Annotated in this window: 13 protein-coding genes; 2 read left to right on the top strand and 11 right to left on the bottom strand. The window is 31.4% G+C overall.

Annotated elements, in window-relative coordinates:
* Positions 1–10: 10 nt before the first annotated feature.
* Together EAH81_RS04455 and mnmA are read right to left on the bottom strand one after the other, a co-directional pair.
* Complete coding sequence (locus EAH81_RS04455) at positions 11–1,618, bottom strand: S8 family serine peptidase (protein WP_140504210.1); 1,608 nt, start codon at positions 1,616–1,618, stop codon at positions 11–13.
* A 44-nt stretch (positions 1,619–1,662) separates the two neighbouring features.
* A complete protein-coding gene (gene mnmA / locus EAH81_RS04450) occupies positions 1,663–2,850 on the bottom strand; it encodes a tRNA 2-thiouridine(34) synthase MnmA (protein WP_140504208.1) in 1,188 nt (395 codons plus the stop codon).
* Positions 2,851–2,995: 145 nt separating this feature from the next.
* Between mnmA and EAH81_RS04445 the strand changes: the two genes are divergently transcribed.
* Positions 2,996–4,873 (top strand): PEP/pyruvate-binding domain-containing protein, encoded by a 1,878-nt coding sequence (locus EAH81_RS04445; RefSeq protein ID WP_140504206.1) that lies wholly within the window; start codon positions 2,996–2,998, stop codon positions 4,871–4,873.
* On the opposite strand, the gene EAH81_RS04440 is transcribed toward EAH81_RS04445, so the two are convergent.
* The 9 genes from EAH81_RS04440 to EAH81_RS04400 all read right to left on the bottom strand — a co-directional run bounded on the left by EAH81_RS04440 (position 4,874) and on the right by EAH81_RS04400 (position 16,183).
* Positions 4,874–5,431 carry a DUF4956 domain-containing protein gene (locus EAH81_RS04440; RefSeq protein WP_140504204.1) on the bottom strand — a complete coding sequence of 186 codons (558 nt, stop codon included), beginning with the start codon at positions 5,429–5,431 and terminating at the stop codon, positions 4,874–4,876.
* Between the two features lie 221 nt (positions 5,432–5,652).
* On the bottom strand, positions 5,653–6,369 hold the full coding sequence (locus tag EAH81_RS04435) for a toxin-antitoxin system YwqK family antitoxin (protein WP_140504202.1): 717 nt from the start codon (positions 6,367–6,369) through the stop codon (positions 5,653–5,655).
* A 91-nt stretch (positions 6,370–6,460) separates the two neighbouring features.
* The gene (yidC, locus tag EAH81_RS04430; protein WP_140504200.1) at positions 6,461–8,368 is read right to left on the bottom strand and encodes a membrane protein insertase YidC; all 1,908 of its coding nucleotides are present in this window, start codon (positions 8,366–8,368) and stop codon (positions 6,461–6,463) included.
* Between the two features lie 81 nt (positions 8,369–8,449).
* Positions 8,450–10,075: a CTP synthase gene (locus EAH81_RS04425; RefSeq protein WP_140504198.1), complete on the bottom strand. Its 1,626-nt coding sequence runs from the start codon at positions 10,073–10,075 to the stop codon at positions 8,450–8,452.
* A gap of 248 nt (positions 10,076–10,323) precedes the next feature.
* Positions 10,324–11,649, bottom strand: coding sequence for an HlyD family efflux transporter periplasmic adaptor subunit (locus EAH81_RS04420; RefSeq protein WP_140504196.1), 1,326 nt, complete (start codon positions 11,647–11,649; stop codon positions 10,324–10,326).
* On the bottom strand, positions 11,642–13,828 hold the full coding sequence (locus EAH81_RS04415; protein WP_140504194.1) for a peptidase domain-containing ABC transporter: 2,187 nt from the start codon (positions 13,826–13,828) through the stop codon (positions 11,642–11,644). The genes EAH81_RS04420 and EAH81_RS04415 overlap by 8 nt, the downstream gene beginning before the upstream one ends.
* 371 nt (positions 13,829–14,199) lie before the next feature.
* Positions 14,200–14,775 (bottom strand): hypothetical protein, encoded by a 576-nt coding sequence (locus tag EAH81_RS04410; protein WP_140504192.1) that lies wholly within the window; start codon positions 14,773–14,775, stop codon positions 14,200–14,202.
* Positions 14,776–14,986: 211 nt separating this feature from the next.
* The gene (locus EAH81_RS04405) at positions 14,987–15,271 is read right to left on the bottom strand and encodes a hypothetical protein (RefSeq protein WP_140504190.1); all 285 of its coding nucleotides are present in this window, start codon (positions 15,269–15,271) and stop codon (positions 14,987–14,989) included.
* Between the two features lie 330 nt (positions 15,272–15,601).
* A complete protein-coding gene (locus EAH81_RS04400; protein WP_161595782.1) occupies positions 15,602–16,183 on the bottom strand; it encodes a glycoside hydrolase family protein in 582 nt (193 codons plus the stop codon).
* 604 nt (positions 16,184–16,787) lie between these two features.
* On the opposite strand from EAH81_RS04400, the gene EAH81_RS04390 reads away from it, so the two are divergent.
* Positions 16,788–17,618 (top strand): IS982 family transposase, encoded by an 831-nt coding sequence (locus tag EAH81_RS04390; protein ID WP_140504185.1) that lies wholly within the window; start codon positions 16,788–16,790, stop codon positions 17,616–17,618.
* The last annotated feature ends 16 nt before the right edge of the window (positions 17,619–17,634 follow it).

Raw genomic sequence — 17,634 nt, 5'->3', positions numbered from 1 at the left:
AAAAATGCTGTTATTGTTTAATTATCTTTCCTGTTTTGTGCAAACCATCAGCATCAAAAGCATAAAAATAGAGTCCGCTTTGCAAAGATGCCACAGAAAGAATTGGATCTTGATTTGTTATATGTTTTTCGATTACCTTTTGTCCTAAAACAGAATAAATTTTAACCGAAGCGTTGTAATTCTCCTCTGAAAACTTAAAGGAAACGGTAGTTTGAGCAGGATTTGGATATACTGAAAAAACAGAAAGTGTTGTTTGATAATCTTCAACTCCCAAAGTTCCTCCAAAATTTGGAATTCCGTAACCGTAATTATTATTTGGTGCCGCATATTTATCTGACGATTGTAGAATCATTTTTCTGATTTCTTTATTCGTTTTTGTTGGAAAAGCCTGCCACAAACACGCAATCATTCCCGCCATAATTGGGCACGAAAATGAAGTTCCGTTTACAGTAGTGATATTTCCGTTTGTATCAGAAACAACCGCCGCTGTTCCTTGCGCCATAACATCCGGTTTTATTCTATTATCAAAACTTGGTCCAATCGAACTAAAAGTAGATTTCACTTTTGCTGCCGTAACAGAGCCAACTGTTATAACCGAAACTCCATCTGCAGGTCCACCAATATGTGGTTCTGCAGTATTTCCTTCATTTCCTGCTGAAGCTACGACGATAATCCCTTTGCTAAAAGCGATTTCGGCTCCACGGGAAATAAAATTCGTAATACCATTCATATCGCTGTAAGTATGGCTATAATTGGCGTTATCAAACCCAAAATATCCTAACGAAGTTGTAATTATATCCACCCCAAAATAATCTGCTCTTTCTGCCGCTTCTACCCAAAGTGATTCTTCAACGGGATTCTCAGTAGCATCATCTTCAGTAATAAACAAATAAAATGACGCACTGGGAGCAGTTCCTACCAAAGCATTTTCTTTATAACCGCCAATAGTAGAAAGCACCATTGTACCGTGATCATCGCCCGAATAAAAATTATCGTTTCTGGCTACAAAATTATATCCACCTAAAATCTGATTGTTAGTAATAAGATTTTGAAACGGCTGAGCAGTATTTACACCTGGAAAACCTGCGTCTATAACTGCAATTATCTTTCCTGAACCTGTAAAATTTTGTTGGTGCAAAACTTGTCCGTTAAGCATTTGTATTTGATTTGCTGAATTTCCGTAAGCATAGTCAATCGAAGTTTTGAGTTTATCTTTTGTTTGGGCAATTTTATTCTCTGAAACTTTTTTACCGGTTGTATTCAAAGTTTTATCTGCAAAAACCACTTTATCTACAAATGAAAGTAATTTTAAAGCTTTAATATCCGTTTGAGTTCCTCGAATATGAAGCGCATTCATCCATTTAGATTGTGCCATTACCGTAATTCCTGTAGCACTTTTCACCTGAGTAATATAGGTTTCTTCTAACGGAACATCTGCAAGATCTAACGAAATATTCTGATTGGTTCTGCGTTCTAAAGCTCGTGCTGAAAGCATCTCAGACGGATTATCTAAAAAATGCTGCGAATTGGGTTTATCTTTAAAATATACCCAAGCGTCTTCTTGTGAAAACATTACAGTTGAAAAAACCAATAAAAGAAATGTGTAGTAGTGCTTCATAGTTTACTTTTTTTAAAGGAAAACCTTTGTAAAAAAGTATAAAGCTAAGAAATTACTCCCGAACCAACTAATTCATTATCGAAATACCAAGCAGCGAACTGACCTTCTGTAATTGCAGATTGTCCTTCTTCAAATTGAACATACATTCCGTCCTCAAATTGATGTAAAATAGCTTTTTGCAAAGGCTGACGGTAACGAATTCTCGCCATAACTTCCATCGTCTCTCCTACTTTTAAAGCTAAATCAGTACGAATCCAGTGTACTTCAGATTTTTCGATAAACAAAGCTTTTTTGAATAATCCAGGATGCAAACTTGTTAAACCAGTATAAATAGTATTGGTTTCAATATCTGTAGCAATGATAAATAACGGATCTGTTGTTCCGCCTACATTCAATCCTTTTCTTTGTCCAATCGTAAAATAGTGAGCGCCTTGATGTTTTCCAACTACTTTTCCCATTGTTGGAAGATAATCACGCTTTTTAGCTTCTAATTTCAATTCTTCTTCTAAAGACAAACCTACAGGTTTTTCGATAGCATAAATGGGATCATTTTTATCAATCTGAACAATTTTACCTTCTTTTGGCTGCAATTTTTGTTGCAGAAATTCCGGCAAACGAACTTTCCCGATGAAACATAATCCTTGAGAATCTTTCTTTTCAGCGGTTACCAAATCCATTTCAGCAGCGATCTCGCGAACTTCTGGCTTAGTCAAAGCACCAATTGGAAACAATGATTTTGCCAATTGATCTTGCGATAACTGACATAAAAAATACGATTGATCTTTATTATTATCCGCTCCGGCAATTAATTGGTAAACAGGTTTTCCATCAACTTCAATTTCATTTTTTTGACAATAATGTCCCGTTGCCACATAATCAGCACCAAGACTTAAAGCAATTTTCATGAAAACATCAAATTTGATTTCGCGATTACAAAGTACATCAGGATTTGGAGTTCTCCCTTTTTCGTATTCGTTGAACATATAATCAACGATTTTTTCTTTGTATTCTTCACTTAAATCGACAGTTTGAAACGGTATACCAAGTTTTTCAGCTACTAATAAAGCGTCATTACTATCCTCTAACCAAGGACATTCATTAGAAATAGTAACTGAATCATCATGCCAATTTTTCATAAAAAGCCCAATAACTTCATATCCTTGTTGTTGCAATAAATAAGCAGCAACACTAGAATCTACTCCACCAGAAAGTCCAACAACTACACGTTTCATTCTAAATCGTTTATAATTTTACAAGGGTGCAAAGATAACTCAAATTATAGATTATTTGGATCGTTTTTGATTAGTTTATATAATGCCGTGGTAGATAAAACTTATTGTGTTTTTTTAATTACTTTTAATCATCAATTAAAATACCATGCAAAGATATATTTACAGTTTGGTTTTTCTATTCTTAATTACCACTTTAAGTGCACAAAGATACACTTCGTCATTGGCTAATTATGAAGCATATAAAGCATTTAGAGGCAAACCTTTATCAGATAAATTTTCGAATATAGAATCTGTAAAAGTTATTTATGATATAAAAAAGCAAAAGATGTATTACTTCAATAGTAGTCTGATTCTTTTGCACTACGACTTTGTTACGAATTATTTAGGCTATAGTCAGGATTTAGAAGTTTTCAATAATGAAAATTATAGCGATACTCTAAAAGACAGAGATTTTTTCTTAGGAAATCTGAATCACATCAAAGGAACTGACAAATGGATTTTCGAATTAGCAGCTTCAGATCATATGCCAATTGAATCCATTGAGCGGTTCTACAACTTAATTGTACAATCGACTTTTATTGGTTCAAATTTAAAATTTTATTTGAATAATCCAACTCAAATGGAATGGTTTCAGCAAAATAAATTCAGAATTCCTTGTGTAAAATCAGATTATATTTTTAACGAAATCAAGTATCAGGAAGTTGTTGCAGGAACAAACATTGGTATTCTGAAACAATATAAAATCAAAGACTTAGAAGCCACAAAACCAAATCCTGATGAAATTATTGTTTTGGACGGGACACCGGATATTTTGCCGAATGTAAGAGGAATTATTGTGAATGAATTGCAAACTCCATTAAGCCATTTAGTGCTTTTAGGCAAAAACAGAAAAATTCCGATAATGGCATATACAACCGCTTTACAGGATAATAACATCAAAAGATTACTTTCAAAAAAAGTAGAACTAAAAATTGAAATCGACACTTTTTACATTAAAGAAAGTACTAAAAAGATCGAGCTAAAAGCAATTACTAAAAAGAAAAAATTAATCATTGACAATAGCGTTACGGACTTAGTAGATTTAGCAATAATCCCAAAAAAGGGAATAAACTATGTTGGTTCTAAAGCGCAAAATATGGCTTATTTAATCGCTATTTCAAAAGAAATTCCGTTTAAAACTCCCGAAGATGCACATGCAATTCCGTTTTATTTTTATACAAAACACATTCAGAAAAAATCAATTTCACCCTTAATTTCTGAGCTTTTAGAATATCCTCACAAAGATTCTGTCGTTTGGATTCATAAACAATTAAAAAAAATTCGGGATGCAATTAAAAAAGAACCTGTAGATCCTGAATTAATTGCAAAACTGAATCAAACTTTTAAAAATGCTGCATTTAAAAATTTCAGATTCAGATCCTCGACTAATGCCGAGGATTTAGATGATTTTAATGGCGCTGGTTTATACGATTCAAAAACCGGAATTCTGGGTGACAGCATAAAGACATTTGAAAAAGCGATTAAACAAGTTTGGGCAAGCGTCTGGAATGAAGCTTCGTATAACGAAAGAGAACTTTTTGGCATCGATCAGCATAATATCGCCATGGGAGTTTTAGTTCATCGTTCTTTTCCTGACGAACTGGCAAATGGTGTTGTGATTACAAAAAATATCTTCAGGGAAAATTTCCCTGGCATAACTGTTAATGTTCAAAAAGGAGAAAACTCAGTTGTAAAACCGGAAAAAGGAGAAATTTGCGAGCAATTTGTCGCTTATCACTTTAATTCAGGAAAAGACGACACTGATTTTGACGTAGATTACACTTCAAACTCGAACTTAAACAACAACGAACCTTTATTAAGCCGAAAAGAAATGAGTAAACTTTTTCTTGTCAGCTCAAAAATCGAAGAAAAAATGTATCGCTATTGGAAAAAAAACCGATACCATCCCGTCGATATTGAGTTCAAGATTGTTGGAGGAAACAGAGATTTATACATCAAACAAGTTCGACCTTTTAATGAATAATCAATAAAACACCTGAAGATCAAGTTCGTTTGAAACCGTGTTTATATTCACAATTTTAAAATCAAAATCGTCAATATTTATTTTGTGCTGAATCGACTTTCGAATGGTTTGATTGTCTAAAGAAAAATTGCTTTCTAAGGCAATTTTTACATCTACAATATTCAGATATTTAGAAGCTTTTTTATTCACAATAACGGAAGCTATAATATAAAATCCGATTATGATAATTTGAAAAAATAAAAGCACTTCGATCTTTTCATACGGATACATAATATCTAAAATAGAAAGTGTAATTGTGGCAAAAAGAAAAATGATCGCATTTACAGTAAACGATTGTGTCCTGAATCTTAAAATGGAGAAAATTGCAAACAACCCAAACCCAATTCCAACGCCAATTTCTATTTTTGTAAATAAATAACAAAGCGAAAATGTACAAAGTCCAACAATAACCATCAGGGGAATTATGTTTTCATTATCTTTTCTATTGGAGAAAAAATACAAAATCAAAATTGAAAAGAACAATAATAAAAATCGTCCTGAAAGCTCGTTTAAATCCATTTAGCTAAAGTATTAAGTCAATCAAATTTAGAAAAAAGTTTAGCACAAAATGCACGAATTTTTCTTTTTGGTACACCGAACCGAATTTTAAAAAAAAGTTTGCCACAAATTACACAAATTTTCACAAATTATTTTCCTTCGCGTAGTTGCAGTATAAATATAATTTGTGAAAATTTGCGGAATTTGTGGCAAAAAAAAGTCCGCTTTAGCGGACTTAAAATCTATTCTTTCTTAGGTTTTGAATCGGCTTGATAGTTGCTTTTTGGATCACTCATGTTTACTTCTTTAGTGAATTTACCTTTTAAGAAAAACTGCCATTTTCCAACTTTTTTTCCGTTTAGAAATTTTCCTTTTGAGGCTACAGCTCCTTCTGAATCATAGAAAACAGCGTCTCCATTATATTGATCATTAGCATAAGTGGTTTGTTCTAAAAGAGTTCCGTTTTGTCCGTATTTTTTATAAATCCCCTCTTTCAGACCATTCTTATAGGTCATTTCTTCGGCAACCTTAGCATTAGGATAATAAACAGTTCTTGTGCCTTCTAATTTACCATTTTTGTAATTCTCAAGAGTCATGACCACTTTAGAAGCTTTATGATAATACTTCCATTCTCCTTCATTATTCCTGCCAATTACTTTACCTTCACTTACTTTATTTTTATTTTGATCATAAAAAATATTGTAAGCACTTCCGTCATTTGCACTAAAATCACGAGTAGCTACAACATCGCCTTTTTTAGTATCATCAAAGTATTTAAATATACCCGTTTCTTTTCCGTGACTGAAAGTTCCTTCATAACGAGGACGTTTAGAAACTTCATAAGTTCCTTTCCAGACACCATCTTTCTTTCCGTTGGCATCCAGTTTATTAAAATCCTGCGCCGAAACTAAAATAGCGTTTAAGAAAACTAAAGCAATTATTATTTTTTTGTAAATCATATTATATTCGATTTTAGACTTTAACGAAAATGGCTTTGATAAAGTATAATTTAGGTAAAAAAAAATCCCGATGACTCGAGATTTTTAACTTTTATTTCTTTTTACCTTTTGCAGCTTCTTGTTGCTCCATCACATCTTGAAGACGTTGTTGAAACTTACTTTGCTTTTTAGGTTCTTTTAATTTATTCTCTTGAATCTGAGCATGAATTTTGTCTGTATCAACAATATAATTTTTAATTACAAACATAATTCCAATTGTAATTAAGTTTGAAATAAAGTTATACAAACTCAAACCAGCACCATAACTATTGAAGAAAATTAACATCATTAATGGTGAAACATAAATCATGATTTTCATCATTTTTGCCATATCCGGCATACCTTCTTGTTGAGGCGCAGCCATTTGCTGATCTCCAGATGTCATTTTCATATAAAAGAAAATCGCAACTGCAGCCATAATAGGAAACAAACTAATATGATCTCCATACAACGGAATGTGGAATGGTAATTTTACAACAGCATCAAATGATGATAAATCGTCTGCCCAAAGGAAACTTTTTTGTCTTAACTCAAAAGCTGACGGGAAAAACTGGAATGATGCATACATAAACGGAAGCTGAATCAACGCCGGGATACATCCTGCCATTGGGTTTACTCCTGCTTTATTGTACAACTTCATTGTTTCTTGTTGTTTCTTCATTGGGTCTTTTTTGAATTTTTCTCCCAACTCTGTAATCTCCGGACGTAAAACTTTCATTTTAGCCTGTGACAGGAATGATTTATAGGTAATTGGCGACATAGCCAATTTGATAATAATTGTAAAAATGATAATCGCAATTCCTAACGACAATCCAATTGTAGAACTTAAAAATCCAAATAACGGAATAAAAATCCATTTATTAATCCAACCAAAAATTCCCCAACCTAATGGAATAATTTTTTCGAAGTTTTTATCGTATGATTTTAAAGTTTTATAATCAGATGGTCCAAAATACCAGCTCATTTTATAGTCAACTTCTCCATTTGTAAAAGCCAATGGAACTGTCGCTCTAAATTGCTTGATAAAAGTTGTATCTATTACTTCATCTTTTACCAATTCATCAGACTGCAGTTTCGATTTTTCGAATGGCTTATCTGTTGCTAAAATCGCGCTAAAAAAGTGCTGTTTAAAAGCTATAAAACTCACTTTTTCCGGAGTATCTTCTTTTCCTACACCAGCACTTACTGAACTGTATTTTTCATCACCATATTTATATTCCAATTGCGCATAACGCTTTTCGATAGAAATACTTTTCTCATTTCTGTAACTTTTTAAATCCCATTGTAAATCTAATGGCTTAGCAGAATTTAAAACTTTATTCAATCCTTGAGAACGAACATCAAAACCCACTAAATAGTCGTTTGCTTTTAGGATATATTTATATTCTAAAAATTCATTTGCACCAGCTTTCAAACGCATAGTCAAAATTTGATCCGCTCCGTTTTTAGTCAACGTTGGTTCAAAATACAGATCTTTAGTATTTAAAGTTCTGTTATCAGTCGTTTGTAACTGAATGTTTAAATTAGAATTATTATCTTTAATTAATTCTACTAATTGACCTGAATTTTTCTCAAACCTTTTAAATTCTTTTAACTTAGCTTCAACTATATAACCACCTTTATTGGCGATTTTTAGTATCATCTTTTCGTTTTCGATTGTTGTAAAAGATTCCTTAGCAGAAGGAAGTGTAGCTGAATAAGCAAAACCACCTAATGTTTTTTGTAATTGTGCCAATTGAACTGTGTCGCCAGGAGTTGTAGCCGCAGCAACTGGTAAAACAGCTGTTTTAGTTTTATCCGTTTTAGCTTGTGCTTCTTGTTTAGCAACTAATTCTTTCTTGGCTTTCTCAGCAGCAATCTCCTTATCAGAAGGTTGATTTTGGTACATAATCCAAATCAAAATTCCAAATATCAATACAAAACCAATGATTGAATTAAGATCAAATTTTTTTTCTTCCATTATTGTTTTAAAAAAGTTATTCGTTAAAGATTATTAGTAATGAGTTTGCCTCAAAAGTTACATCCTTTAGAATATTAATTATTATTTTTTATGCGCATTTACATGCTTATTTACCGCAGCAGCCACAAAATTCACAAAAATTGGATGTGGGTTTGCCACTGTGCTTTTGTATTCGGGATGGTATTGTACTCCAATGAAAAATGGGTGATTCTCAAGCTCTATGATTTCTACTAAACCCGTATCAGGGTTTACTCCTGAAGCTTTTAAACCAGCTTTTTGCAATTCATCAGCATATTTATTATTGTACTCATAACGGTGACGGTGACGCTCCGAAATAGTTTTTTGACCGTAAATTTTATACGCTAAAGTATTTGGCTTAATATCACATTTCCAAGCACCCAAACGCATCGTTCCTCCTTTATCCGTAATTGTTTTTTGCTCTTCCATTAAATCTACAACCGGATGAGGAGTTTTATCATTCATCTCAGTAGAATTCGCATCAGCGTAACCTAAAATATTTCTGGAATATTCGATAACAGACATTTGCATCCCTAAACAAATTCCAAAAAACGGAATATTATTTTCACGTGCAAAACGAACTGCTTCAATTTTTCCTTCAATACCTCTTTCTCCAAAACCTGGTGCAACTAAAACTCCGTCAAGGACTCCTAATTTCTCTTCCACATTATCACTGTTGATATGCTCTGAATGTATAGAAATTACATTTACTTTAGTTTCATTTGAAGCTCCTGCATGAATAAACGCCTCTAAAATAGATTTGTAACAATCCTGCATTTCTACATATTTTCCAATCAAACCAATATTTACGGTATGTTTTGGATTTTTTAATCTGCGTAAAAAAGTATTCCAGTTTTTTAAATCCGGAGCAGCTTTTTTAGGTAAATCTAATTTCTTTAAAGCCACAACATCTAATCCTTCTTCAAGCATTAAATTTGGAACTTCATATATTGTTGAAGCATCAATAGATTGAATTACTGCTTCTCTTTTTACGTTACAAAACAACGCCAATTTATTACGCAACTCATCAGAAAGCTCATGCTCAGTTCTACAAACCAAAATATCAGCTTTGATACCACTTTCCATCAACGTTTTTACAGAGTGCTGTGTAGGTTTTGTTTTTAACTCACCGGCAGCAGCCAAATAAGGAACTAAAGTCAAATGAATAACTATTCCATTATTTTCTCCTAATTCCCAAACCAACTGACGAACTGACTCTATATAAGGTAATGATTCGATATCACCAACAGTTCCACCAATTTCAGTAATTACAATATCATAATCGCCGGATTTACCCAACAATTGCATTCTGTCTTTAATTTCGTTTGTAATATGAGGAACAACCTGAACTGTTTTCCCTAAAAATTCTCCTCTTCTTTCTTTTTCAATTACCGAAAGATAAACTCTTCCTGTAGTAACATTATTCGCCTGAGAAGTAGGAACGTTCAAAAAACGCTCATAGTGACCTAAATCTAAATCTGTTTCTGCACCATCATCTGTTACATAACATTCTCCGTGCTCGTACGGATTTAACGTACCCGGATCTACATTTATGTACGGATCAAATTTTTGAATAGTCGTACGATATCCTCTTCCTTGTAACAATTTTGCTAAAGATGCTGCGATAATCCCTTTTCCTAATGAAGAAGTCACACCGCCTGTAACAAAAATATATTTTGTTTGATTCATTCTGTTGTTGTTTGTATTGTAGTTGTGTAAAAAACTTGGCAAAAGTACAAATTTAATTAGATAATTTATCAATTAGAGAATGAGATAATTTGCAAATTTTTAATTAGATCGATTACTTGGTTTTGTAATCGATAATTTTAAGCTTTTATTAGGATTATTTTTGAAGAATACTCTTAAATATGTTTTGGATATTACTTCTTAATATTCCTAAGTTAGTTATTCTACTCCGAAATGTCTTTTTAGATAAACTATTTTACTTTATGCCTTAAATTATCAAAGAAACGCTCAATCAATCTCCTGTCTTCCGTGATTATTTCTGCTGTTCCTTTTGCTTCAGCATGAAAATTTAATTCTACTCCGTAATTCGTTTTTAATCCAAATGGTAAGTCTATATCAACAAGATAGGAGTTGATTTTATTTTGGTTATCTGATAATGTCTTTTGGTTTGTTACCAGTGATATTCTTTTAACTTTCCCTTTTATTGAACCATATTCATTAAATGGATAATTATTAAGCTTTATAATTACTCTTTGTCCAATTTTGACTTTCCCGGAACCATTTTCAGGTAAATTTACCTGACCAATAATTTCATTGTTGTCAGGCACTATCTTAAACAGTTCTTGTCCGGATTGGATAAAGTCATTGTTTTTAATAAAACTCAAAAAATCAACTTTACCATTTATTGGACATACAAAAACATAAGTACGTTCCCATTTTTTTATGGCATCAATCAAATCATAATAACTATTAAACATATTAATAATTAATTCTCTTTCTCTCGTAGATTTCTCTATCGCAATAGTCTGAGCTTTATTTTGAGCTTCTTTTATTTGATAACTTGTATTATTAACTTCCTTATCAATAGCGTTATAATCTAATTCACTGTTTGCTTTTGCAATAATTGAACGTTCAATATCGGCTTTGGAAGTCACGTTTTTAATATATAAAGTCGAATCTTTTGCAAAAAGACTTTGAGAAGTTTTATATTTTACTTTTTGATTTTGATAATCATTTTCCAACTGATCAAATTTCTTTATCTGTAATTCCAGTAATTTTTGATTTATTTGTTTCTGGATTTCATAAGGCTGTTGAACTGTATAGTCTAAATACTGATACAAGGAATTCAAATAGCTAAAATATTTATTGTTCATTTCTCCCAAAGATAAATTTTCAGGAAATAAATGACGATCCTCTTTATAATTAACTTGATGGATATTTATTTTATGAAGCATCGCATCCAACAATTGAACATCATTTAAATTTGCCTCATTTTTGATGTAGGCTATATATTCTCCAGTTTTTACCGTAACAATTGATTTATTCTGCAATAAAATAATATTTCCTGATGTTGAAGCTATTAATTTAACTGGGGCTTGTTGTGTATTTATAACTATTGGTCCTGACAACACAGAGGGATATTTTATTAACCAACCGAATAAAAGCAATAACAAAACCAATCCAATTGCGACAGCACTAATTATGGCACCAAATTTAGTTGGCATTCTTTCAATAATTGAAGCGACTTCCTCGGTTCTATTTTCGTTAAGTGTTTTATGAAATCCTTTATTAGCCATTTGCAGTATCTCCTATTTGTGTTTTTACCAATTGATAATAATGTCCACCTTCTCTTGTCATCAACATATCATGATTTCCAATTTCGCTAATAAAACCATTTTTGAGTACAATAATTTGATCTGCTTTACGAATCGTACTTAATCGATGCGCCACAACAATTACTGTTTTATTTTTAAAGATCTCTTCTAATGCGACCACTATTTTTTGCTCGTTGATTACATCTAGAGAGTTGGTTGCTTCATCAAAGAATAAATAATCCGGGTCTTTATACAAAGCCCTTGCAATTAACACACGTTGTTTTTGCCCTCCGCTTAAACCTCTTCCATTTTCTCCCATCATGGTTTGATAACCTTTAGGCATAGCTTCTATTTCAGTTGCAATATTTGCTGCCGTTACTGCTTTTTTCAACCTTTCATAATCAATATTTTCATCATCTAAAACAATATTATTCTGAATCGTATCACTAAAAATTTTACCATCCTGCATCACTGCACCGCAACTTTCTCTCCACTGTTTTAAGTTGATGTTCTGAATATTTAAATTCCCCATTGCTAATTCTCCGTGTGTAGGTTTGTATAATCTTAGAATAAGTTTTAGCAACGTCGTTTTTCCGCTTCCACTATCTCCGACAATTGCAGTTACTTTTCCTTCCGGAATCATTAATGAAATATTGCTCAAAATATAATCACTATTTCGACTGTATTGAAAGCTAACGTTTCGCAAAAACAAACTTTTATCTTCTGGTAGCTTTATACTATTATTCACAGCATTTTCTTCCTCATCTTCCAGTTCGTGTATTTCATTCAATCTCAAAAAACTTATTTTAGCATATTGTCCTGATTGTATAAAGGAAATAAATTGCATAATAGGACCATTCAACATTCCGATTATAAACTGGGTAGAAATCATTACACCAAAAGTGATTTCTCCTTTTATTACTGATTTTGCACAGTAAAAAGTAATTACAAGATTGGTTAATTGATTGATAAATTGAGCTCCTAAATTTTGAGCATTGGTAATTCGTAATATCTTTTGATCGACTTTAAACAACTGAACTTGCAAAGCTTCCCATTTCCATCTTTTTTGTTTTTCGTAGTTATTGATTTTAATGTCCTGGATACTTCCAATTGTTTCAACCCAATAACTTTGATTTTTGGTATGAATGTCAAAATACTCCCAATCCAGTTTTTTTCTAAACTGAAGAAAAAATACTACCCAACCAATAAATAATGTACTTCCGATGATATAAATCAAACATAAAACTGGACTATAAATAAACAGGATGATTCCGAAAATAAAAAAGGTAAGAATAGAGAAAATAAAATTGAGGGAATTATTCATTATAAAATCACGAATACGTTCATGATCTTGTGCCCGCTGTAAAATATCTCCGATTAGTTTATTCTCAAAAAAAGTAATAGGCAATTTCATTAATTTGATAAGATAATCTGAAATTAATGAAATATTAATTCTTGATGTAAGATGCAGCAATATCCAATCCCGAATCATATTGCTTAAAAGTATACTCACAATAATTGTAATATTCGCAATTAAGACTAGATCGATAAAATCAAGGTCATTTGTCTGAATACCGACATCAATAACTGCTTTTGAAATAAATGGTAAAAATGCCTGCAAAATCGTCACCAAAAGCATGACTATAAACAAGTTTATAAAACTCTTTTTGTATGGTGTAAAGTAACCCAGAAAATTTTCAAGTGTTTTACGACGCTCTAATTTATCATTTATAGATCGTTGTTTAAAGTCTGCCATGGGCTCCATAGCCAAAACTGCACCCGATTTAGATTCTTTTAACCAGCCTTGTTGAAAATTTTCAAATGAATATTTTAATAAACCTTTGGCTGGGTCAGAAACAAATACCTGCTTATGGGTTATTTTGTAAACTACTATAAAATGACCATCTTCCCAATGCACAATACACGGCAACGGAATAGTCTTTAGGGTATTAAAATCAGTTTTAATGCTTTTGGTTCGCAAACTAATTGCCTCACAAGCATCGCTAAGATCTAAAAAACTAACTCCCTCACGTGTTATACCACATAAATCACGTAAAAAAGGCAGGCTATAAAACCTGCCGTAATATTTAGCTATTATTTTTACACAAGTTGGTCCACAGTCTTTAGCATCGAGCTGAAAATCATGGGGAAATCTAATCATTTGATTCTTTTTTCATATTCTGTAATCTTAAAAAACATTATTATTAAACTTCATTACTATTGTAGTTCAATAAACTCCAAGATTAAGGCAATGATATACACAATTGTTATAGGAACGCAAAGACAATAAAAGCTTAAAGTTTTACTGTTGAAGAAAAGATCATCCTCAGAAAAATACTTTAGTTTCTCACAGAGTTTATACATAACCATCCAGAAAAATATTATACCTATTAATCCAATAAAATGAATTATAAAATCTTCATATTTACATTCCATTTCAGTTAGATTTAAAAATTCATTTTAATACTAATTATTTACATTTCACTGAACCAAGTTATTTATTTTTTAGAATACCTAAATTCTTAACAATTGTTAAAAACAAGGACCTCCAACTTTTATTTTTTCAATTCTTTCTAAAACATATTTTATCTCTCCATCATTTGTTATTCCTCCACAAGCAGAACCTCCATCACAACCTAAGTGAATCTCTTCAGAATTTAAAACCCTCATTTCTTCCCAAACTTTTTGGGATCGAACAAAATTTTCTTTTGAAGCTATATTTATTCTTAAGCAGTTAACAAAATAAGAATTGCCCTTTGCTTTTAAAACTCCTTCTTTATTTCGCTTAATGTACTCATCAAATTCTTTTAGCCTATGTTTTACAACTCCATTTAAAAGATTATCAATAAATCGAAGTTTTTCCATTGAACACAAACTATAACCAATGCTAGAACCTGCATTAGTGTCACAAGAAAATTTTTGAGATCTATAAACATAAATAGGATCTGTCTTATCTATGATAGAATCATTGTCTTTAATTTCCTTTCTAACAATAATTTCCTTTTTAACAATGTCTTTTTTGTTGGGGAAATAATTATTATACATAAAAATAATAGTACCTAATAATAGTATATTAAGCGATAGAGAAATAATCACAACTTTTTTCATCTTTATTTTGTATATTTTAAATTCATAGATTTAATCAAAAAATGATTATATAATAAAAGCTAATGATCCACATCAAACAATAAGAATGATTCTTTAACTAACTTTTATTATATAATCATTTTTTAGTCCTTTTATTTTTTCATTCCCAACCTTATTAATTTCATTTTTTACATCTAAAATTTATTTTGACAGTATTTTACAACCTTTATGTTTACTTTTCATTAAACTTTTTACTTCTTCTTGGGTACATACTATCCATTACTTTTTTTGACATAACATATTTTAGTCTTTTTCTATAAGAGATTGTATAAGGATTTACTATCGATCTTGTAAGGCTAGATCTCAAATGAAAATTATAAATCAGTAATTCTTCATAGCGCCTTTTATAAATCATCTGCTCAATTCGTATAAAAGCATTTTTATCATTTCTGTACTCTTTATAATTTATACCATAAGACGCGCCCCATATAAACTCCGCAGCACTTTGATCTACCACATAACTTTCTTTTAGTTGCTTTAAACCTTTTCTGGTATCTTCTTTAAAATGATCTTCAAATCAATAATATTTAATTCTTCATCAATTACCCCATAAAGACTATCAATTTTCTTTTTATAATCAATTTTTAGAAATTTTTTATCATTATTGACATCTTTAAAATGATAAGAGATTAAACTTAGCGTATCTGTGTAAGATTCTGGTAAACCTATATCTGCTTTTAGCTCGCTAAACTCATCTTTCGTATTCTTTGGTTCAATTTTAATTGACTCTCTAGATTTCTCTTTACACGAGATAATACAACAAAGTACTATTGACAGATATAATTATTTATTTAAGACCTAATGATACAAGTTCAGCATTAGCTTGTTCGGGAGTCAATGATCTTCCATTAATAAATGCTTGTGCTTCAAAATATCTTCTATCTTTTAATCCACCATTAGTTTCATTTAAATATGAATTTGTAAAGGCACTATTAGCAGATTTTACACCTCCACTTTTCATGGCAGACAAAATATTATCCACAACATTTCCTCCATTAAAAGTCATATCAACTAAAGCTAAATACTGACTTCTATTAAATTGACCTGTTAAACCACTATTTTCTATTTTTTGATTCAATGTATTTTGTGCAACAACAATATCCTTTGCCAAATAAGACACCGCTTGATCCATAGTGATTGACTGAATATCACCAACTTTAATCGCACCATAGTGAAGTAAATGCCCAAAACCTATTGTAGTGTTTTGCCCTGTATTACTATCTTTATCATAAACTGTTAGAGATAAACTTTCGTACTGAGCTATTGCGATAGCACCATCAGCATTTAATTTCATCGTAGGTTGAAACGTTTTATTATAGTCAAATTGGTTTTTAATAGGATCAAAAGTTATTGTTGATGAATGTAGCATTTTTGAAAAATCAATTTTCATAAATCCATAAAAAATATCATCTCTTGTAAAATCAATTAATTTTGCAGATGTAGGAGTGGAACTTGCAGATGTAACATAAGTAGAGCCTGCTAAAATACCTCCACTACCTCCGCTTCCACCGCCGTATGCCGAACTATAAATATCTAAAACACCATTATTATAAACTACTCCTGAGGCAATTGTGCTTGGTCCCTTATAATTAATTCAAGTTGCTAGTTTAGAGGTAATAAAAAAACAAAGCACAGGTTCAGTAAATTTGTTTTGCGAACCAATAAACCTTACCCATGCTTTGTAAAGACAAAATTATATCAATTTTTTGTTTAATAGACGATATTTTACAAGGAATTAATCATCCGGAAGATGTAAGAAGACATGTAAGTGACAGCGAAATTATCCTGACAGCAATTGTTTCTTCGACAAGTTTTTATGGCAATCACTGCTCAGCCATTAAGTTTATGAAAGAATATGGATTTATTCCAAAGATGCTTGATAAGNTAATTAATTCAAGTTGCTAGTTTAGAGGTAATAAAAAAACAAAGCACAGGTTCAGTAAATTTGTTTTGCGAACCAATAAACCTTACCCATGCTTTGTAAAGACAAAATTATATCAATTTTTTGTTTAATAGACGATATTTTACAAGGAATTAATCATCCGGAAGATGTAAGAAGACATGTAAGTGACAGCGAAATTATCCTGACAGCAATTGTTTCTTCGACAAGTTTTTATGGCAATCACTGCTCAGCCATTAAGTTTATGAAAGAATATGGATTTATTCCAAAGATGCTTGATAAGAGTAGGTTCAACAGACGTTTACATAAAGTTGGCAGACTTCTATATGAATTATTTGAGATCATAAGTTCCTATTTTAAAGATTTCTGTTGTGAGATGCAATACATTATAGATTCATTTCCCGTAGCAGTTTGTAAAAACATGAGGATTACAAACTCTAAGATTCTTAAAGGCAAAAAGTACAGAGGTTATACAGCAAGTATGAGAAACTATTTTTATGGGGTAAAAGTTCAGTTATTGACAACTAAAAATGGAATACCGATAGCGTTTCATTTCACGCCAGGTAAAACAGCTGACATAAAAGCTTTAGGAAAAATGATAGATAAGCTGCCTGCTGAAGCATCGATTTATGGAGATAGTGCTTATACTGATTACGGTTTAGAAGATTTTGCCCTAATGAAAAAATGTGTTTTATTAAAAATTCAAAGAAAGTCAAATGCTAAACGAACAGATACAATAGAGCAAAAAAATGAAAAGTTAAAAATGAGAAAAAGAGTAGAAACAACAATAAGCGACATAAAAAAAATGTTTCCAAGAACTATACATGCAGTAACATTAGAAGGTTTTTTGATAAAACTGACATTGTTTGTATTTGGACTCCAGTTAAATAAAGCAATCAACTAGCAACTTGAATTAATTA

This window comes from Flavobacterium pectinovorum (assembly GCF_006438875.1).
In the GTDB taxonomy this organism is placed as follows: domain Bacteria; phylum Bacteroidota; class Bacteroidia; order Flavobacteriales; family Flavobacteriaceae; genus Flavobacterium; species Flavobacterium pectinovorum_A.
The sequence above is the reverse complement of the archived record's forward strand: the minus strand, read 5'-3'. Positions and strand labels throughout refer to the sequence as shown.